Here is a 17,647-nt window from a genome sequence, read left to right as displayed (position 1 = left end):
CCGCAATGCTCAGGCCGCCACGGCCGCGGTCGGCCGGCCGATGGAGTAGTAGCCCAGCCCATGCCGCGCGACGATCTCCGGCTCGTACAGGTTGCGGCCGTCGAAGACCATGCGGTCCTTGAGCAGCCGGGCCAGTTGCCCGAAGTCGGGCACGCGGAAGACCTTCCATTCGGTGACGATGGCCAGGCAGTCGGCCCCCTGCAGTGCCTCGGCAGGGCTGGCGCACAGGGCGAGGTCGGCGCGCTCGCCGAAGATGCGGCGGGCCTCGTCCATGGCGGCCGGGTCGTGCGCGCGGACCTGGGCGCCGGCGGCCCACAGGGCCTGCAGCAGGTTGCGGCTGGGGGCCTCGCGCATGTCGTCGGTCTCGGGCTTGAAGGCCAGGCCCCAGACGGCGATGGTCTTGCCCCGAAGGCTGCCGCCATAGTGCGCGACGATGCGCTTGCCCAGCACCTCGCGCTGAGCATCGTTGCGCTTGTCCACGGCCAGCAGCACCTCAGGCGTGAAGCCGGTGGACTGCGCCGTGCGTATCAGGGCCTTGACGTCCTTGGGAAAGCAGCTTCCGCCATAGCCTGCGCCGGGGTAGATGAAGCTGTAGCCGATGCGCGGGTCGCTGCCGATGCCGCGGCGCACGGACTCGATGTCGGCGCCCAGGCGCTCGGCCAGGTTGGCGATTTCGTTGATGAAACTGATCTTGGTCGCGAGCATGGCGTTGGCGGCGTACTTGGTGAGTTCCGCGCTCTTCACGTCCATCACCACCATCCTGTCGTGGTTGCGGTTGAACGGTGAGTAGAGCTCGCGCAGCTGGCGCTCGGCCGTTGCGCTGGCGGTGCCGATGACGATGCGGTCGGGCCGCTTGCAGTCGGCCACGGCCGCGCCTTCCTTGAGGAATTCGGGGTTGGAGACGACCTCGAACGCGATTGCGGCGCCGCGCTCGGCCAATGCCGAGCGCACCGTGGCGGCCACCTTGTCCGCGGTGCCCACCGGCACGGTGGATTTGTTGACGATGGTCTTGGGCCCCGCCATGTGCCTGGCGATGGTGCGCGCCACGGCCAGCACGTGTTGCAGGTCGGCGCTGCCGTCCTCGTCGGGCGGGGTTCCTACGGCCAGGAAGATCAGATCGCCATGGGCTACGCCTTCGGCGGCATTGGTGGTGAAGTGCAGGCGCCCCGCGGCCTGGTTGGCCTGCACCATGGGCTGCAGCCCGGGCTCATGGATGGGAATGCGGCCCGCCTGCAGCGCCGCCACCTTGGTGGCATCCACGTCCACGCACATGACGTCGTGCCCGACGTCGGCCAGCACCGCACCCTGCACCAGGCCGACATAGCCCGTGCCGAAGATCGTGACTTTCATGACTCGTAGAACCCTCTGTACCAGTGAACAAAGCGTGCCACGCCTTCGCGTACGGGGGTGGCGGGGGTGAAGCCGACCCAGGCGGCCAGCGCGGCCGTGTCGGCCGCCGTGCTGTGCATGTCGCCGGGCTGTATGGGCAGCATGCGCTTGATGGCCGTGGTGCCCAGGGCCGCTTCCAGCGCGGTGATGTAGTCCATCAGCAGCGTGGGGGTGCTGTTGCCGATGTTGAAGATGCGGTAGGGCGCCGTGCTGGTGCCGGGGTTGGGTGCCAGCGGGTCGTGGCCGGCATCGGGTGTGGCGGGTTTGTCCAGCACGCGCAGCACGCCCTCCACGATGTCGTCGATGTAGGTGAAGTCGCGCACCAGCCGGCCCTGGCCGTAGACGTCGATGGCCTCGCCCGCCAGCATGGCGCGGGTGAACTTGAAGAGCGCCATGTCGGGCCGCCCCCATGGGCCATACACCGTGAAAAACCGCAGGCCCGTGGTCGGAATGCCGTACAGGTGCGCGTAGGCATGCGCCATCACCTCATTGGCCTTCTTGGTCGCCGCGTAGTAGCTGACGGGATGGTCCACCGCGTCGCGCTCGGAGAACGGCAACTTCGCGTTGCCTCCGTACACGCTGGAGCTGCTGGCAAACACCAGGTGCTCCACCTGCTGTGCGCGGCAGCCCTGCAGGATGTTGCCGAAGCCCAGGAGATTGGAGTCGGTGTAATCGTCGGGTTGGTCGATGGAGTAGCGCACGCCGGCCTGTGCCGCCAGATGCAACACCCGATGGGGACGGACCCGCGCAAACAGCGCATGCATGGCGTCGCGATCGGCGACATCGATCTGCTCGAAAGTGAAGTCGCCCTGACCGCGCAAGCGGTCCAGGCGCGCGTGCTTCAGGCCGACGTCATAGTAGGCATTGAGGTTATCGATGCCCACCACCCGTTCGCCGCGCTCCAGCAGTCGCTGCGCGCAATGCATGCCGATGAAGCCGGCGCAGCCGGTGACCAGGGTGACGCTCATGGTTGTGTGCCGCGTGGGCTCCAGATGTATTCGTAATGGGCCTGGGGTGTGCCCGCGCGCACCATGTGGAAGGGCAGGTGGATGGACTGCAGCGCACGCGGTGCGATGCGGGCCTGGGCCTGATCCCACCAGCTCGACGGAACGTAGTCGGTGCGTGAAATCAAGAGCAGGCCTTGCCCCCGCTGCACGCTGCGGCGCAAATGGTCCGCGACGCAGGTCGGGATCTCGTCTTCGCCCGGCGCACAGGCGTCCACCAACGCGTCGGGAAAGCGCACCCGCAGCATGCCGGCCAGCATATGGTCGGACGCGACGATGGGGCTGGTACCGTCATAGCCCGCGGCGCGCAGGGCGTCCGCCAGTTCGATGGCCGGGTGGTTCAGCTCATCCACCTCGCCGCGCAGCCCGCTGAACCAGGGGCGTATGCCGGCAGCCACCAGCAGGATGACGGCCATCGTGGCCACGGCGATCGTGTAGCGCCGTGCACGCGGATGGTGTTGCAATTCGGGCCGCGCAGAGAAGGCGGCCAGGGGTGCCATACACAGCAGTGGAAGTATCCAGCGGCCCTTGAAGTTGCTCACGCCTGCAAACACCACCATGCCGGCCAGCGCCAGCAACACCAGGCCCAGGTAGCGCACGAACACGCGGTGCATCGGCGGCGACACCGGCGCCAGCGGCCGCTGCCACCAGGCCGAACGGAAAGCCCACAACGCGAACAGCGCCCACAGCAGCAGCGTGCTGGGGACCACGCCCTCCAGCAGCCTCAGCAGGCCCTTGACCAGCCCGTTTTCAGGCTGGATGTTCATCTTGCTGATGGTGCCGGACGTCGCCTCGGTGAGGTGCGACAGCAGCCATGCCGCATGCGGCAGCACGACCAGCAGGCCCACCAGGGGCGCCCACCACCAGCCGCGCGACAGCAGCGCGCGGCGCGCCTCGGGTACCGACAGTGCCGCCAGCAGCATGGCGCCCGCCACCAGCGCGAAGCTGTACTTGGCCAGCATGCCGAAGCCGCACACCAGCCCCAGCAAGGCAAAGTCCAGCGGCCGCGGGCGCCGCACGATGCGCAGCAGCAGCCACCACGCGCCACAGGCCATCGCCGTGACGAGGATGGTATGGGTCTGGTCGCGGACCGAATACCAGCCCAGCGCGGGCATCAGCACCATGCTCGCCGACGCCCAGAAGGCCCCCCGCTCGTCCAGCAGTTCCCGCCCGGCCAGGTACATGAGCGAATACGTCAGTGCCAGCAGCCCATGCTTGAGCAGCGACAGCGCCAGCACGCTGGGGCCGAACACCTGGTTCATCGCCCATTGCAGCCAGGTGTACAGCGGCGGCTGCGGGCCGTAGCCCAGTGCCAGCTCCTGGGTCCACAGAATCTGCTCGGCCTCATCCCACTTCAGCGCGGGCGAAGCGAGCAGGCGCATGGCCACGTGCGCCAGCGAGATGGCCGCGAACCAGAACAGCGGGTGGGTCCAGGGAAGGCGGGACGAAAGCGCGCGGGGCGCGGTGGAGGCGGTCATGGGGCAAGGGGAAAGTAGCGCACTGTGTGCGTCCGGCGGGCGCGAACGCGCGGGGCGCGCGAGGCACAATCGCAGCCATTATCCCGCTACAACTGTTTCCTTGATGAACACCGCCCCTACTCCAACGCCCGACGTCTCCATCGTGGTGCCGATCTACAACGAGGTCGAGAACCTGCCCGACCTCGTGGAGCGCATCGCGCAGGCGATGTCCGCGCAGCCGCTCAGCTTCGAATTGCTGGCGGTGGACGACGGCTCGCGCGACGGCAGCGCCGACACGCTGCGTGAACTGGCGGCCACGCGCCCCTGGTTGCGCCCGGTGTTCCTGGCACGCAACTACGGCCAGTCGAGCGCCCTGCAGGCGGGTTTCGATCGCGTGCGCGGCCGCTATGTGGTGACGCTGGATGCCGACCTGCAGAACGAACCCGGCGACATTCCGCTGCTGCTGGGGCGCCTGGAGACAGACTCCAGCGTGGACATGGTCAGCGGCTGGCGCAAGGACCGGCAGGACGCGGAGCTGTCGCGCAAGCTGCCCTCGCGCATCGCCAACCGGCTGATCTCCAGCGCCACGGGGGTGCACCTGCACGACTACGGCTGCGCGCTCAAGGCCTACCGCCGGCCCATCATCGACCGGATCCGCCTCTACGGCGAGCTGCACCGCTTCATCCCGTCGCTGGCCAAGGAGGCGGGCGCGCGCATCACGGAAGTGCCGGTGCGCCACCATGCGCGCACGCGCGGCGTGTCCAAGTACGGCATCGACCGCACCTTCCGCGTCATCCTGGACCTGATCCTCATCGTCTTCTTCATGCGCTACCGCCAGCGCCCGCTGCATGCCTTTGGCGGGCTGGGGCTGTGGCTGGCTGCGCCGGGCGTGCTGATCCTGGCCTGGCTGCTGCTGCAGAAAGTGCTGGGCGAGGACATCGGCGGCCGGCCGCTGCTGCTTGCCGGCGTCATGCTGGTGCTGATGGGCGTGCAGATGGTGGTGGCGGGCCTGATCGGCGAGTTGCTGATGCGCATCTACCACGAGGCCGGCGGGGCACCGCAGTTCCATGCGCAGGAATATGTGCCGGATTCAAGAGTAAATATGCCTGCGGCGCGCGACCAGCAAGCGCAAGCAGCTACCAATAACATAGCGTGAAACGTCCGTTCAAGGCCCTGCTGCGCGGCCTGGTGGGCCTGGCCCTGCTGGGCGCGGTGGTGGCGCTGGCCGATCCGGCCCGCGTGTGGGGCCAACTGCGCCAGGCCCAGCCAGGGTGGCTGCTGGCGGGCCTGCTGGCGGGCATCGCTTCCAACCTCGTCTCGGCGCTGCGCTGGCGGGCATTGGCGCGGTGGCTGGGCGCCAACGCGAGCACGCGCGATGCCTGCCGTTGGTACTTCCAGGCCATCGGCCTGAATGCGTTGCTGCCGGGGGCCGTGGTGGGGGGCGACGTGTACCGCGCCGTGGTACTGCGTGGTGCCGGTCAGGACACGGCGGCCTCCAGTTGGTCGGTGGTGCTGGACCGGCTGAGCGGCCTGTGGATGCTGTGCGCCATCGGCGGCCTGGGCGCTGCCGCCTGTGCCGACGTGCTGGCGCCCTGGCTGCGGTTGCCAAGGGGGCTTTTCATCGCGCTGATGCTTGGGGGCACGCTGCTGTGGCTGGCGCTGCCGTGGTGCCTGCCTGCGCTGCTGCGCAGCCGCCGGTTTGCGGGCGGCTGGCTCGCGCCGCTGCGTGAAGCCGCAACGCGCCCCGACTTCCCGCGTCAACTGGTCTGGCAGGCCGGGGCATCGGCGGCGGTGCAACTGCTGTCGGCCGCAGCGCTGGCGGGGGGCGGGCTGGCACTGGGCGTGGCGCTGCCGGCCAGCGTGTGGGCCTGGGCGATCGCGCCCGTGTTCCTGATGGCGGCGCTGCCGGTGAGCGTGGGCGGCTGGGGCACGCGCGAGGCGGCCGCCGTGGCCGCGCTGGCCCCCTTCGGCGTGGCCGCGTCCGCCGCCGTGGGCGTGGGCGTGGTCTATGGCGTCTACGGGCTGGCGCAGGGCGCGCTGGGGGCGCTGGCGTTCGGCCTGCCGCGCAGCGCGGGGCGGTAGGCCCGGGCGCTGGCCCGCGATGGCCTGGCCATCATTGGTGTATTTTTATCAAATTGATAGCACCTTGCGCTTGATGGATGAGCGCTGGAGGTCAATTCGGCTTGAAATGAGGGGCGTGCCCGCGCCGACCATGCAGCGGCGCCGTGCCCGTGCATGCCGGTCGGATGGGGCGCTGGCGCTGCCGGCACCGGGGCGCCGGCGCGATTCAGCCGTGTTCGCCCGCGGGCTCTGCGTCCCGCTTGATCTGCAGCGCGCGCTCGTACAGCGTGTTGCGCGAGGCGTGCGCGATGTCGGCCGCCAGTTTCACAGCGGTCTTGGTCGGCAGCTCGTCCAGCAGCAGGCGCAGCACGCGCTCGGCCTCCGCGCCGTCGCCCTGCGTGGCCGCCAACGGGTGCAGCAGCACCACGAACTCGCCCTTGACCCGCTGGGGAGCGCCGGCCAGCCAGGCGGCCAGCTTCCGCGCGGGATGCGTGGAGACTTCCTCGAACTGCTTGGTGAGTTCGCGCGCGAGCGTCACCGGTCGCTCGCCCAGGTCCGCCAGCGTGTCGGCCAGCGCAGCGATGCGGTGCGGCGCCTCCAGCAGTACCACGCAGCGCGGCTCGGCCGCCAGGCGCTGTACCGCGGCCGTGCGCTCGGCACCCTTGGGCGGCAGAAAGCCCGCGAACAGGAAGCCGCCGCTGTCGGCGGTGGGGGCCACCGCGCCCGCGACGCTCAGCGCGCTCGTCACGCTGCTGGCCCCCGGCAAGGGAATGCAGCGCAGCCCCGCGGCCTGCACGGCCGCCACCAGGCGCGCGCCGGGATCACTCACCCCGGGCGTGCCGGCGTCGCTCACGTATGCCACGCGCTGGCCGGCCTGCAGTTGCTGCACCACCATCTGCGCGGCCTGCGCCTCGTTGTGCTGGTGCAGCGCCAGCAGGCGGTCGGAGGGCTTGTCGATGCCGTAGGCGCGCAGCAGCGACTGGGTGTGGCGCGTGTCCTCGCACGCCAGCGTGTCGGCCAGCTGCAGCACGTGCAGCGCACGCAGTGTGATGTCGGCCAGGTTGCCGATGGGCGTGGCGACCACGTACAGGGCGCCCTGCGGATAATGCTGCGCGGCCGCCGCATCGCGCGCGGCGCTCAAGGCAGAGGCAAAAGAGGCGCTCAATGGGATTCCTCGGCAAGAAGGTGAATGGCAGTGCGCCCGCGCGCACCACGCGCGCCGCGGGGCAGGCGGGGGAAGACCGCGCGCTGGCCCATCTCACGGCGGCGGGCCTGGCGCTGGTGGAGCGCAATTATCGGACGCCGGGGCGCGGCGGCGGGGAGATTGACCTCGTCATGCGCGAGCGCGACGGCACGCTGGTGTTCGTGGAGGTGCGCAGCCGCGGCGCGGCCGGCTTCGGCGGTGCGGCGGCCAGCATAGGCGCCGCCAAGCGGCGGCGCATCGTGCTGGCGGCGCAGCACTACCTGCTGCGCTGGCCGGCGCAGCCGCCCTGCCGCTTCGATGCGGTGCTGATCGACGGCGGCCAGGTGCAGTGGCTGCGCGCTGCCTTCGACGCGCAGTAGCCGCTCTGCCTACCCTTTGCTACGAAGGATGCAGCAACCGCCGGGTATCATTCGCGGCCCATGCTCGAGCAACGCATTCAACAGCATTTCATCGACGGCGCCGACCTGAAATACCAGGCGGCGCAAGCCCTCAGCCAACCCATAGGCGCCGCCGTGCAGGCCGTCCTGGCCTGCGTGACCAATGGCGCCAAGGTGCTCGCCTGCGGCAGCGGTCCGTCGGCCGCGCAGGCGCAGCAGTTCGCCGCCTTCTGCGTGATGGGCTTCGAGCGCGAGCGTCCCGAGCTGGCCGCCCTGGCGCTGGTGCCCGATGCGGTGTGGACGGCCGCGTCCGCGGCAGGCGCGGACATCTCCGCGCTGGCGCGCCAGGTGCGCGCGCTGGGACAGGCCGGCGACTTGCTGCTCGCCATCACCACGGGCGGCAGCGAGCCCGCCCTGCTGGAGGCCGTGCAGGCGGCCCATGAGCGCGACATGACCGTGGTGGCCCTCTGCGGCCGCGATGGCGGCGCCCTGGCCACGCTGCTGCGCGAGACCGACGTGCAGATCTGCGTGCCGCACGACCGCGCTGCGCGCGTGCGCGAGGTGCACGCCCTGGTGCTGCACTGCCTGTGCGACGGCGTGGATGCACAGTTACTTGGAGAACAGGAGAACCTTGTATGAAAACCCCCATGTTGCGAACCTTGGGTAGCCTGCTGGCTGCAGCCACCCTGGTCGGCGGTCTGGCGGCCTGCGTGCCGTTGGTGGTCGGTGGCGGCGCCGTGGTCGGCACCATGGTGGCCATCGACAGGCGCACGACGGGCACGCAGGTCGAGGACGAGGGCATAGAGATGCGCGCCGCGAGCCGCATACGCGAGGCCCCGGGCGAGAACGCGCACGTGAACGTGACCAGCTACAACCGGCAGGTTCTGCTGACCGGAGAGGTGCCCACGGCCGCCGACAGCCAGAAGGCGGAACAGATCGTGCTGGCCGTGGAGAACGTGCGCTCGGTGGTCAACGACCTGGGCGTGATGGCCAGTTCCTCGCTGTCGCAGCGCTCCAAGGACACCTTCATCACGGGCAAGGTGCGCGCCAGCCTGGTCGATGCCCAGGACCTGTCGGCCAATGCCTTCAAGGTGGTGACGGAGCGCAACGTGGTCTACCTGATGGGCCGCGTCACTCCGCGTGAGGCCAAGCGCTCGGCCGAGATCGCGCGCGGCGTGGACGGCGTGAGCAAGGTGGTGCGCGTCTTCGAGGTCATCAGCGAGGAAGAGCTCAGCCGCATGGCCGCGAAGCCGGCGCCGGTGTCGCAGGACCCCGCCGCTGCGGGGCAGCCGGCCAGGTGAGCCACCCCCCGGCCCTGGGCCTGGCGTTCAGGGCTTGGCGGGCAGCAGCCGCGTGATCAGGCTGGAGGTGTCCCAGCGCTGGCCGCCCGCGCGCTGCACGTCGCCGTAGAACTGGTCCACCAGCGCCGTGACGGGCAGGCGCGCGCCGTTGCGCTTGGCCTCGTCGAGTACGAGCCCCAGGTCCTTGCGCATCCAGTCCACGGCAAAGCCGAAGTCGAAGCGGCCTAGGGCCATGGTCTTGCCGCGGTTGTCCATCTGCCAGCTCTGCGCCGCGCCCTTGCCGATCACGTCGAGCACCAGGGGCATGTCCAGTCCCGCGTGCATGCCGAAGGCAATGGCCTCGGACAGGCCCTGCACCAGGCCGGCGATGCAGACCTGGTTGACCATCTTGGCCAGCTGCCCCGCGCCGCTGTCGCCGATGCGCGTGAAGGCACGCGCGAACGCCATGCCCGTGGGCCGCACGGCGTCGAAGGCGGCCTGGTCGCCGCCGCACATCACCGTGAGCTGGCCGTTCTGCGCGCCCGCCTGGCCGCCCGAGACGGGCGCGTCGACGAATTGCAGGCCCAGCGTGCGGGCGGCGCCGTAGAGTTCGCGCGCCACCTCGGCCGATGCCGTGGTGTGGTCCACGAAGATGGCGCCCGGCTGCATGCCGGCGAAGGCGCCATCGGCGCCCAGCGTCACGGAGCGCAGGTCGTCGTCGTTGCCTACGCAGCAGAAGACGATCTCGGCGCCTTGGGCGGCCTCGCGCGGGGTTTTTGCGTGTTTCGTGCCGCCAGCGCCCGCGAATTCAGCGCACCATGCTTCAGATTTCGTAGCGGTTCGGTTGTAGACCGTCACCTGGTGGCCGGCGCGGGCCAGATGCCCCGCCATGGGGTGGCCCATGACGCCCAGGCCCAGGAAGGCCACGCGGCGCGCGGGAGCCGGCTCGTAGGCGCGGGGGGTGATGCTGCTCATGGTCATGCGTCTCCATCAAAAAACAAGGCCCGCCTGCCTTGCGAGGCGGGCGGGCATGCGTATGGTAAGTCCGTCAGACGATGGCGAAATGCTCGGTGCCCGAAGCCAGGTCGGTGGTCTTGGCGCGCTGGCTGCCGAGCTTGATCTGCAGGCGCAGGTCGTTGATCGAATCGGCGTTGCGCAAGGCGTCCTCGTAGCCGATGACGTTGGCCTCGAACAGGTCGAACAGCGACTGGTCGAAGGTCTGCATGCCCAGGTTGCGGCTCTTTTTCATGATCTCCTTGATCTCGGCGACTTCGCCCTTGAAGATCAGGTCGGCGATCAGCGGGGTGTTGAGCATGACCTCGACGGCCGCCGCGCGGCCCTTGCCGTCCTGCTTGGGGACCAGGCGCTGCGAGACCATGGCCTTGAGGTTCAGCGACAGGTCCATGAGCAGCTGGGCGCGCCGCTCCTCAGGGAAGAAGTTGACGATGCGGTCCAGCGCCTGGTTGGCGCTGTTGGCGTGCAGAGTGGCCAGGCACAGGTGGCCGGTCTCGGCGAAGGCCACGGCGTGCTCCATGGTCTCGCGGTCGCGGATCTCCCCCATCAGGATCACGTCGGGCGCCTGGCGCAGCGAGTTCTTGAGCGCCGCCTCCCAGCTGTCGGTGTCCAGGCCCACCTCGCGCTGCGTGACCACGCAGTTCTTGTGCGGGTGCACGAATTCGATCGGGTCCTCGACGGTGACGATGTGGCCGAAGGAGTTCTCGTTGCGCCAGTCCACCATGGCGGCCAGCGTGGTGGACTTGCCCGAGCCCGTGGCGCCCACCAGGATGCACAGGCCGCGCTTGGTCATGGCGATTTCCTTGAGCACCTGCGGCACGCCCAGGCCGTCGATGGTGGGCAGCGTCAGCGGGATGGTGCGCAGCACCATGCCCACGCGGCCCTGCTGGATGAAGGCGTTGGCGCGAAAGCGGCCGATGCCCGCGGGGGCGATGGCGAAGTTGCACTCCTTGGTGCGCTCGAAGTCGGCCACCTGCTTGTCGCTCATGATGGAGCGCGCCAGCGTCAGCGTGTGGGCCGGCGTGAGCGGCTGGGGCGAGACCTTGGTGATCTTGCCGTCCACCTTGATGGCCGGCGGAAAATCGGCCGTGATGAACAGGTCGCTGCCGCTGCGGCTGACCATCAGCTTGAGCAGGTCGTTGATGAATTTGCTGGCCTGGTCGCGTTCCATTGCATTCCTCCCGTGTTTCAGCGCTGGTTTTCGCTCAGGCGCGCGCTCACCGCGCGCAGCCGCAGCGACAGCTTGCGCGCCAGCAATGCCACCAGGCTGGCGGCGAGCTGCGGATCCTGCGACATCATCTCGTCCATGGCCTCGGCGCTCAGCACGGCCACCTCGCAGTCGGTGAGCGTGGTGCAAGCCGAGAAGCGGATGCCGCTGTCGAGCAGCGACATCTCGCCCAGGATGTCGCCCGGGCGCGTCTCGGCCAGGCGCAGTTGCTCGCCCCAGGGCTGCACGCGGTCCACGGCGATGGCGCCCGTGAGCAGCACCACCATGAAGTTGCCGTATTCGTCCTGGCGGATCACGTCGCGGTTGGGAGGGATGGCCGCGAATTCGAAAAAGCGCCCCATGCGCTCCACGGCGCCCTGGTCCAGGTGCGCCATGTACTTGTCCTTGCTCCACAGCGACTGCAGCAGCTTTCCGCCGCGGCTCTTGGGCAGGCGCTTGGCCCCCACCTCCACCGCGCGCGCCTCCCAGGGGATGAGCAGCGACTCGTCCACCCCCTGGCTGGCGAACGCGGTGGTGAACAGCACCGAGTCGCTGCCGTCCTCGCCGGTTTTGTGGGGTTTGGATCTGAGGAGGCCGAGGATGCCTTTCATGGTGGAGCTCCGATGCACTGGGCCCGCGCATCGGCGGACCGGGGTAGGTGGTTTGCCGGCGCCATCAGCCGGGGAAGTTTTCCGGGATCTTGGCCTTGCTGCGCGCCTCGGCGGGGCTGATGATGTTGCGGCGCACCAGGTCGGTGAGATTCTGGTCGAGCGTCTGCATGCCGACGCTGTTGCTGGTCTGGATGGTGGAGTACATCTGCGCCACCTTGGCCTCGCGGATCAGGTTGCGGATGGCGCTGGTGCCCAGCATGATCTCGTGCGCCGCCACGCGGCCCGAGCCGTCCTTGAGCTTGCACAGGGTCTGCGAGATCACGGCCTGCAGCGACTCCGACAGCATGGCGCGCACCATCTCCTTTTCCTCCGCGGGGAACACGTCGATGATGCGGTCGATGGTCTTGGCGGCGCTGGAGGTGTGCAGCGTGCCGAACACCAGGTGGCCCGTCTCGGCGGCCGTCATGGCCAGGCGGATGGTCTCCAGGTCGCGCATTTCGCCCACGAGGATGGCGTCCGGGTCCTCGCGCAGCGCCGAGCGCAGCGCGGCGGAGAACGACAGCGTCATCGGCCCCACCTCGCGCTGGTTGACCAGGCATTTCTTGGACTCGTGCACGAACTCGATCGGGTCCTCGATCGTGAGGATGTGGCCGTACTCGGTCTCGTTGAGGTGGTTGATCATGCCGGCCAGCGTGGTGGACTTGCCCGAGCCCGTGGGGCCGGTCACCAGCACCAGGCCGCGGGGCTTGAGCGCCAGGTCGGCGAAGATCTTGGGGGCGTTGAGCTGCTCCAGCGTCAGGATCTTGCTCGGGATGGTGCGGAACACGGCGGCCGCGCCGCGGTTCTGGTTGAAGGCGTTGACGCGAAAGCGCGCCAGGCCCTCGATCTCGAAGGAAAAGTCCACCTCCAGGAACTCTTCATAGGCCTTGCGCTGGGCATCGCTCATGATGTCGTACACCATGGCATGGACGGTCTTGTGGTCCAGCGCATCGACGTTGATGCGCCGCACATCCCCATGCACCCGGATCATCGGAGGAAGGCCGGCCGACAGATGCAGGTCGGACGCCTTGTTCTTCACGCTGAAGGCGAGCAGCTGGGTGATGTCCACGGATTCCCTCTCATCGTTTGATACGCTTGGCTACACATTATGACGACGATTGACAGAAACCTCCAACGCGTGCACGACCGCATCGCGCAGGCCTGCGCCGCCGCGGGCCGGCCGCCCGGGTCCGTAGCGCTGCTGGCGGTGTCCAAGACCTTCGGCGCCGAGGCCGTGCATGCCGCGGCCCTCGCGGGGCAGCGCGCCTTCGGCGAAAACTACATCCAGGAGGCCGTGGAGAAAATGGCCGCGCTGCGCGCCCTGGCGCCCGCGCTCGCGCTGCAGTGGCATTGCATCGGCCCGATACAGAGCAACAAGACGCGGCTGGTGGCCGAGCATTTCGACTGGGCGCATACCGTGGACCGGCTCAAGATCGCGCAGCGGTTGTCCGAGCAGCGCCCCGCGCACCTGCCGCCGCTCATGGTGTGCATCCAGGTGAACGTGGATGGCGGCGCCACCAAGTCGGGCGTGGGCCCGCATGACGCCGCGGCGCTGGCCGAGGCCGTGGCCCGGCTGCCCCGCCTGGTCCTGCGCGGCGTCATGAGCATCCCCGACGATGCTCCCAATTTCGAAGCGCAGCACGCTCTCCACGAAAGGGCTGCGGCCGTTTTTCACCACATCAAGGCGCAGGGCTTCGAGGGGCTCGGGCAGTTCGACACCCTGTCCATGGGCATGACGGGCGACCTGGAGGCCGCCGTGGCCGCGGGCAGCACCCTGGTGCGCGTGGGCAGCGGCATCTTCGGCGCGCGCCAGTACGCTGCGAGGTGCTAAGCTGGCCCGCTTGTTTCTCAACGTGGAAGGAGACACTCCCATGCCCGGCCTGCTGCCCGACATCGATCCCGACGGCCTGCTCGAATTCTCGGTGGTCTACACCGACCGGGCGCTCAACCACATGTCCAGGCGCTTCACGGGCGTGATGCAGGACATCCTGGCCACGCTCAAGGAGGTCTACCACGCGCACACGGCCGTGCTCGTGCCCGGCAGCGGCACCTTCGGCATGGAGGCCGTGGCGCGCCAGTTCGCCAACCGCGAGAAGGTGCTCATCGTGCGCAACGGCTGGTTCAGCTACCGCTGGACGCAGATTTTCGATGCCGACGAAGGCCTGGGCGGCGGCTCCATCGTGTGCAAGGCGCGCAAGCAGGGCAGCGGCCCGCAGGCGCCCTGGGCGCCATGCCCCGCCGGGGAGGTGGCCGCCGCGATCCGCGCGGAAAAGCCCAGGGTCGTCTTCGCGCCGCACGTGGAGACGGCCAGCGGCATCATCCTGCCCGACGACTACATCCGCACCGTGAGCGCTGCCGCGCACGAGGTGGGCGCGCTGTTCGTGCTCGACTGCGTGGCCTCGGGCGCCATGTGGGTGGACATGGAGGAGACGGGCGTGGACGTGCTGATCTCCGCGCCGCAAAAGGGCTGGAGCGGCTCGCCCTGCTGCGCCATGGTGATGCTCTCGGCGCGTGCGCGCGAGGCCATCGAGGGCACGCGCAGTTCCAGTTTTTCGTGCGACCTCAAGAAGTGGATGCAGATCGCCGAGGGCTACGAGAAGGGCCAGCACGCTTACCACACGACTATGCCCACCGATGCGCTCGTGCGGCTGCAGGGCGTGATGCTGGAGACGCGCGCCTACGGCTTCGAGAAGGTGCGCCAGGAGCAGATCGCGCTGGGCGCCAAGGTGCGCGCGCTGCTCGAATCGCGCGGCTTTCCGAGCGTGGCGGCCGAGGGCTTCAAGGCGCCGGGCGTGGTCGTGAGCTACACGACGGACCCCGGCATCCAGAGCGGCAAGAAGTTCATCGAGGCCGGCCTGCAGACCGCCTCGGGCGTACCGCTGCAGTGCGACGAGGGCGCGGACTTTTCGACCTTCCGCATCGGCCTGTTCGGACTGGAGAAGTGGCACAACGTGGACCGCACCGTGGGCCACCTGGCCGCCGCGCTCGACAAGGTGGCGCCGCGCGGCTGAACGGCGGCTACGGCATCCCCTCCTGCCGGATCAGGCCAAGGCCCTGCCGGTAGGTGGTCACCTCGAAGGCGGGAAACCGGCGCTTGAACTTCGTGGAATCGAAAAGGTTGTCCTGTCCGTAACGGGGCAGCAATTCCCGGATCTCGCGCACCTGTTTCGAGAAAAGCCCGGCAGCGGCCAGGGTCCGCTTGCCGATGACCGAATAGGAAGGCTACCGGCCGAAAACCCCGCTGGCCATGGCGGCGAACTCCTTGTACGTCGGCCGGTCATCGCAGCACGGCAGATGCCAGGTCTGCCCGAACGCATCGGGCGCGTTGCCGAGCGCCGCCAGTGCGCGGCTGGCGTCGGGCGTCCAGACGAGCGTCCTTCGCGTGTCGTCGCGCACCGGCACGCGCGGCTTCTTGCCGGCCTTGAGCTTGTCGATGACCAGCGCGTTCGTGAAGCTCTGCGTCTTTCCCGGCCCATAGAACTCGGGGGCCCGGCCGATGAGCGCGGGAATATCCCCCCGCGCCATCTCTTCGAGCACCATGGATGCCATCGCCGCGCGCACCTTGCCCTTGCGCCCCACCGGCGCGAAGGGCGTTGCCTCCGTCTGCAGCCGGTCGTCCTGCGGGTACATGTAGGTGTTGTCGAAATAGGCGAAGCTGGCGCCCGCCGCCCGCCCAGCACGCATCGCAGCGGGGCAGCGCGCGGGCTTCAGCCTGGACGAGCTGCGCGCGCTGTTGCCCAGCGATCTCGCGCAGCGGGAGCATGGCAGCTTGCTCGACACGCTGCGGCGCAAGGTGGCGGACATCGAGGCGCTGCGGGCACAGCTCGCGCAAAGCAGGGCGCAACTGGTCGAACTGATGGCGCAGGCAAATGGTGGCGCGGCACCTCCAGCGCTGGCGACGAAGGCCAATCGCCGGCGCTAGAAAACATTGCATTCGCTGTCGGAGCTGGCCCATGCGTGGCACGTCTTTGCCGTCAGGGGGTGCGAGCAGCGCATCGTCAGCCCCCGGGGCGGCGCGTCACCGGCTTTTCGTGGCGCTGCCGTTCAGCGGGTTTTGCGCGCGGCTTCCTCGGCCTGTTCGGCCTCGTGCGCGCGGGCGATCGCCAGGATCACGTCGCGCGCCAGGCGCCGCTTGGGCACGGGCAGGCGCAGGTAGATGTCGAACAGCTCCCTGTCCTGGTAGCCCAGGCCCGTGTGCCACTGGGGCTGGCGCTCGCGCACGCGGTGGCCACCCTCGTCGCCGTAGCCCAGTTCCTGCACGGGCACGCCCAGCCAGTCGGCCAGCGTGGCGAGCTTGCGGTGGTCGGGCATGGTCTCGCCCAGCAGCCAGCGGCGCACGCCGTGCAGGGTCATGGGCTTGCCCCAGTGGCGGGTGTTGAACTCGCGTTCCAGCACGGCGGGCTTGGGCTCGTAGCCCGCCGCCTTCATCGCTGTGTGTAACCGTTGCGCAAATTGCGCCTTTGCATCCTGCATCCGGTCACACTAGGAATATAGGCGCAATCCGGAGTGACAATTGACGAGAGTCACGTCAAATATTTGCGGATTGATCACGTTGGAGGGCTTGCAGACGTCTTGCTCCGGATCGGCGAATGGATGACATGGCGGGCATGCGTGCCGTGGTAGGGTGGACGCAGCTTCCATGTCCCACGCCCTGCCATGCATTCCTTCCCCGGCCTCCATGAAGTCGCAGACCACGCCGGGCCCCGGCGCCTGGCGCTCGCGCTGCTCGTGCTGTTCGCCGCGATCTTCGCCGCCTGCAACCTCGCGCCGCGCAGCCTGTGGGTCGATGGCCTGAAGGCCGTGGCCGAGGCCGCGATGGTCGGCGCGCTGGCCGACTGGTTCGCGGTGGCGGCGCTCTTTCGGCGCATTCCGCTGCCGCTGGTGGGGCGCCACACCGACATCGTGGCGCGCAACAAGGACCGCATCGGCGGCAACCTGGCCCTCTTCGTGCGCGACCGTTTCCTGGACGCGCCCTCGCTCGTCGCCATGATCCGCAGGCACGATCCCGCCGACATGCTGGCGCAGTGGCTCACCGCGCCAGCCAACGCGGGGCTGCTGGGGCGCCAGGTCTCGCGCCTGGCGCTCATGGCGCTCGATACGGTGGAGGACGAGAAGATCCAGGCCTTCCTCGCGCAGGCCGCGCGCGCGCTGCTCGGGCGGCTGGACCTTTCGCGCTCCATGGCCTCGGCGCTGGCGGCGCTCACGCACCAGGGTCGCCACCAGGAGCTGCTGGACGCGCTGCTGGAGCGCCTGGGCGGCATGGTGCGCACCGAGGAGGCGCGCGCCTTCGTGGCCGACACGCTGGTGCAGTGGATCAGGCGCGAGCACCCGCTCAAGCAGAAGGTGCTGCCCACCGACTGGCTCTCGGGCAAGGGCGCGGCCGCCATCACGCACGCGGTGGACACGCTGCTCAAGGCCGTGGCCGACGACCCCCGGCACGAGCTGCGCGAGGCGCTGGACGGCGCCCTCGCGCGCCTGGCCGAGCGCCTGCAGAATGACCCCGATTGGGCGCGGCGCGGCGAGGAGTTGCGCACCTGGCTGCAGAACGACGAGGCGCTGGGCCGCTACGTGCGCGACCTGTGGGCCGGCCTGCGCCGTTCGCTGCGCGAGGACCTGGCCCGCGAGGATTCGGAGCTCTCGCGCCGCGTGGCCGAGATGGGCCAGTGGCTGGGCATGTCGCTCGCGGGCGACGCGGCGCTGCGCGTGCGCCTGAACGTTCGGCTGGAGCTCTGGGCCGCCACGTTCGCGCCCGACGTGGCGCAGTCGGTGGCCGAGCACATCCGCACCACGGTGCAGCGCTGGGACGCGCAGGAGATGGCGCGCCTGGTGGAGCAGCACATCGGCCGCGACCTGCAGTACATCCGCATCAACGGCACGCTGGTGGGCGGGCTGATCGGGCTGGTGCTGTTCACTATCTCGCACGCCGGCGCGCTCTGGGCCCTGCTGGGCGGTGGTTGATCACCTGTTTTGATAGCTGCCGGCGCCTGTCTGGCAAGCGCTGTAG

General features: G+C 69.3%; 18 protein-coding genes and 1 pseudogene. 9 read left to right on the top strand and 10 right to left on the bottom strand.

What is annotated here, in order from left to right; translation table 11 throughout:
• Positions 1–9 precede the first annotated feature (9 nt).
• Genes ACX12L_RS13870 through ACX12L_RS13860 form a run of 3 tightly spaced genes read right to left on the bottom strand, consistent with a single transcriptional unit; the run spans position 10 to position 3,871 of the window.
• On the bottom strand, positions 10–1,350 hold the full coding sequence (locus ACX12L_RS13870) for a UDP-glucose dehydrogenase family protein (RefSeq protein ID WP_459263126.1): 1,341 nt from the start codon (positions 1,348–1,350) through the stop codon (positions 10–12).
• A complete protein-coding gene (locus ACX12L_RS13865; RefSeq protein WP_013517381.1) occupies positions 1,347–2,357 on the bottom strand; it encodes an NAD-dependent epimerase in 1,011 nt (336 codons plus the stop codon). The genes ACX12L_RS13870 and ACX12L_RS13865 overlap by 4 nt, the downstream gene beginning before the upstream one ends.
• Entirely contained in the window at positions 2,354–3,871 is a 1,518-nt protein-coding gene (locus ACX12L_RS13860) for an ArnT family glycosyltransferase (protein ID WP_013517382.1), read from the bottom strand. The genes ACX12L_RS13865 and ACX12L_RS13860 overlap by 4 nt, the downstream gene beginning before the upstream one ends.
• A gap of 103 nt (positions 3,872–3,974) precedes the next feature.
• On the opposite strand from ACX12L_RS13860, the gene ACX12L_RS13855 reads away from it, so the two are divergent.
• Together ACX12L_RS13855 and ACX12L_RS13850 are read left to right on the top strand one after the other, a co-directional pair.
• Positions 3,975–5,006: a glycosyltransferase family 2 protein gene (locus ACX12L_RS13855; RefSeq protein WP_013517383.1), complete on the top strand. Its 1,032-nt coding sequence runs from the start codon at positions 3,975–3,977 to the stop codon at positions 5,004–5,006.
• The gene (locus ACX12L_RS13850) at positions 5,003–5,932 is read left to right on the top strand and encodes a lysylphosphatidylglycerol synthase transmembrane domain-containing protein (protein ID WP_013517384.1); all 930 of its coding nucleotides are present in this window, start codon (positions 5,003–5,005) and stop codon (positions 5,930–5,932) included. The genes ACX12L_RS13855 and ACX12L_RS13850 overlap by 4 nt, the downstream gene beginning before the upstream one ends.
• A 205-nt stretch (positions 5,933–6,137) precedes the next feature.
• On the opposite strand, the gene rsmI is transcribed toward ACX12L_RS13850, so the two are convergent.
• On the bottom strand, positions 6,138–7,076 hold the full coding sequence (gene rsmI / locus ACX12L_RS13845) for a 16S rRNA (cytidine(1402)-2'-O)-methyltransferase (RefSeq protein ID WP_041715877.1): 939 nt from the start codon (positions 7,074–7,076) through the stop codon (positions 6,138–6,140).
• Between rsmI and ACX12L_RS13840 the strand changes: the two genes are divergently transcribed.
• The 3 genes from ACX12L_RS13840 to ACX12L_RS13830 are packed head-to-tail and all read left to right on the top strand — an operon-like array spanning position 7,076 to position 8,793.
• Entirely contained in the window at positions 7,076–7,474 is a 399-nt protein-coding gene (locus ACX12L_RS13840; RefSeq protein WP_013517386.1) for a YraN family protein, read from the top strand. The genes rsmI and ACX12L_RS13840 overlap by 1 nt on opposite strands.
• Before the next feature lie 60 nt (positions 7,475–7,534).
• Positions 7,535–8,131, top strand: coding sequence for an SIS domain-containing protein (locus ACX12L_RS13835; RefSeq protein WP_459263125.1), 597 nt, complete (start codon positions 7,535–7,537; stop codon positions 8,129–8,131).
• The gene (locus ACX12L_RS13830; protein ID WP_459263124.1) at positions 8,128–8,793 is read left to right on the top strand and encodes a BON domain-containing protein; all 666 of its coding nucleotides are present in this window, start codon (positions 8,128–8,130) and stop codon (positions 8,791–8,793) included. Before ACX12L_RS13835 ends, ACX12L_RS13830 begins: the two co-directional genes overlap by 4 nt.
• 27 nt (positions 8,794–8,820) lie before the next feature.
• Here ACX12L_RS13830 and ACX12L_RS13825 read toward each other — a convergent pair whose 3' ends face one another.
• The 4 genes from ACX12L_RS13825 to ACX12L_RS13810 all read right to left on the bottom strand — a co-directional run bounded on the left by ACX12L_RS13825 (position 8,821) and on the right by ACX12L_RS13810 (position 12,712).
• Positions 8,821–9,753 (bottom strand): NAD(P)-dependent oxidoreductase, encoded by a 933-nt coding sequence (locus tag ACX12L_RS13825; protein ID WP_459263123.1) that lies wholly within the window; start codon positions 9,751–9,753, stop codon positions 8,821–8,823.
• Between the two features lie 67 nt (positions 9,754–9,820).
• A complete protein-coding gene (locus ACX12L_RS13820) occupies positions 9,821–10,957 on the bottom strand; it encodes a PilT/PilU family type 4a pilus ATPase (protein WP_459263122.1) in 1,137 nt (378 codons plus the stop codon).
• Between the two features lie 17 nt (positions 10,958–10,974).
• Positions 10,975–11,604 (bottom strand): cyclic nucleotide-binding domain-containing protein, encoded by a 630-nt coding sequence (locus tag ACX12L_RS13815; protein ID WP_459263121.1) that lies wholly within the window; start codon positions 11,602–11,604, stop codon positions 10,975–10,977.
• A 64-nt stretch (positions 11,605–11,668) separates the two neighbouring features.
• A complete protein-coding gene (locus ACX12L_RS13810) occupies positions 11,669–12,712 on the bottom strand; it encodes a type IV pilus twitching motility protein PilT (protein ID WP_459263120.1) in 1,044 nt (347 codons plus the stop codon).
• Positions 12,713–12,751: 39 nt separating this feature from the next.
• On the opposite strand from ACX12L_RS13810, the gene ACX12L_RS13805 reads away from it, so the two are divergent.
• Together ACX12L_RS13805 and ACX12L_RS13800 are read left to right on the top strand one after the other, a co-directional pair.
• Complete coding sequence (locus tag ACX12L_RS13805; RefSeq protein WP_459263119.1) at positions 12,752–13,474, top strand: YggS family pyridoxal phosphate-dependent enzyme; 723 nt, start codon at positions 12,752–12,754, stop codon at positions 13,472–13,474.
• A 40-nt stretch (positions 13,475–13,514) separates the two neighbouring features.
• Complete coding sequence (locus ACX12L_RS13800; RefSeq protein ID WP_459263118.1) at positions 13,515–14,654, top strand: aminotransferase class V-fold PLP-dependent enzyme; 1,140 nt, start codon at positions 13,515–13,517, stop codon at positions 14,652–14,654.
• Between the two features lie 7 nt (positions 14,655–14,661).
• Here the strand turns inward: ACX12L_RS13800 and ACX12L_RS13795 are convergent.
• Positions 14,662–15,324 (bottom strand): annotated as a pseudogene (locus tag ACX12L_RS13795) (NAD-dependent epimerase/dehydratase family protein); the annotation flags it as partial.
• 52 nt (positions 15,325–15,376) lie between these two features.
• On the opposite strand from ACX12L_RS13795, the gene ACX12L_RS13790 reads away from it, so the two are divergent.
• Entirely contained in the window at positions 15,377–15,565 is a 189-nt protein-coding gene (locus ACX12L_RS13790) for a hypothetical protein (protein WP_459263117.1), read from the top strand.
• Between the two features lie 122 nt (positions 15,566–15,687).
• Here ACX12L_RS13790 and ACX12L_RS13785 read toward each other — a convergent pair whose 3' ends face one another.
• Positions 15,688–16,116 (bottom strand): XRE family transcriptional regulator, encoded by a 429-nt coding sequence (locus ACX12L_RS13785; protein ID WP_459263116.1) that lies wholly within the window; start codon positions 16,114–16,116, stop codon positions 15,688–15,690.
• A gap of 183 nt (positions 16,117–16,299) precedes the next feature.
• Between ACX12L_RS13785 and ACX12L_RS13780 the strand changes: the two genes are divergently transcribed.
• Positions 16,300–17,601: a DUF445 domain-containing protein gene (locus tag ACX12L_RS13780; protein WP_459263115.1), complete on the top strand. Its 1,302-nt coding sequence runs from the start codon at positions 16,300–16,302 to the stop codon at positions 17,599–17,601.
• Positions 17,602–17,647: the final 46 nt, after the last annotated feature.

Source organism: Alicycliphilus sp. T452, from assembly GCF_054512775.1.
This window is presented reverse-complemented; position numbering and strand designations above follow the sequence as displayed.

Bases quoted from the DNA above. Each gene is read 5' to 3' on its own strand.
- ACX12L_RS13835 (WP_459263125.1), top strand. From the start codon at position 7,535: ATGCTCGAGCAACGCATTCAACAGCATTTCATCGACGGCGCCGACCTG.
- ACX12L_RS13840 (WP_013517386.1), top strand. From the start codon at position 7,076: ATGGGATTCCTCGGCAAGAAGGTGAATGGCAGTGCGCCCGCGCGCACC.
- ACX12L_RS13865 (WP_013517381.1), bottom strand. From the start codon at position 2,357: ATGAGCGTCACCCTGGTCACCGGCTGCGCCGGCTTCATCGGCATGCAT.
- ACX12L_RS13830 (WP_459263124.1), top strand. From the start codon at position 8,128: ATGAAAACCCCCATGTTGCGAACCTTGGGTAGCCTGCTGGCTGCAGCC.
- ACX12L_RS13805 (WP_459263119.1), top strand. From the start codon at position 12,752: ATGACGACGATTGACAGAAACCTCCAACGCGTGCACGACCGCATCGCG.
- ACX12L_RS13785 (WP_459263116.1), bottom strand. From the start codon at position 16,116: ATGCAGGATGCAAAGGCGCAATTTGCGCAACGGTTACACACAGCGATG.
- ACX12L_RS13860 (WP_013517382.1), bottom strand. From the start codon at position 3,871: ATGACCGCCTCCACCGCGCCCCGCGCGCTTTCGTCCCGCCTTCCCTGG.
- ACX12L_RS13800 (WP_459263118.1), top strand. From the start codon at position 13,515: ATGCCCGGCCTGCTGCCCGACATCGATCCCGACGGCCTGCTCGAATTC.
- ACX12L_RS13870 (WP_459263126.1), bottom strand. From the start codon at position 1,350: ATGAAAGTCACGATCTTCGGCACGGGCTATGTCGGCCTGGTGCAGGGT.
- ACX12L_RS13820 (WP_459263122.1), bottom strand. From the start codon at position 10,957: ATGGAACGCGACCAGGCCAGCAAATTCATCAACGACCTGCTCAAGCTG.
- ACX12L_RS13780 (WP_459263115.1), top strand. From the start codon at position 16,300: ATGCATTCCTTCCCCGGCCTCCATGAAGTCGCAGACCACGCCGGGCCC.
- ACX12L_RS13825 (WP_459263123.1), bottom strand. From the start codon at position 9,753: ATGACCATGAGCAGCATCACCCCCCGCGCCTACGAGCCGGCTCCCGCG.
- ACX12L_RS13815 (WP_459263121.1), bottom strand. From the start codon at position 11,604: ATGAAAGGCATCCTCGGCCTCCTCAGATCCAAACCCCACAAAACCGGC.
- ACX12L_RS13855 (WP_013517383.1), top strand. From the start codon at position 3,975: ATGAACACCGCCCCTACTCCAACGCCCGACGTCTCCATCGTGGTGCCG.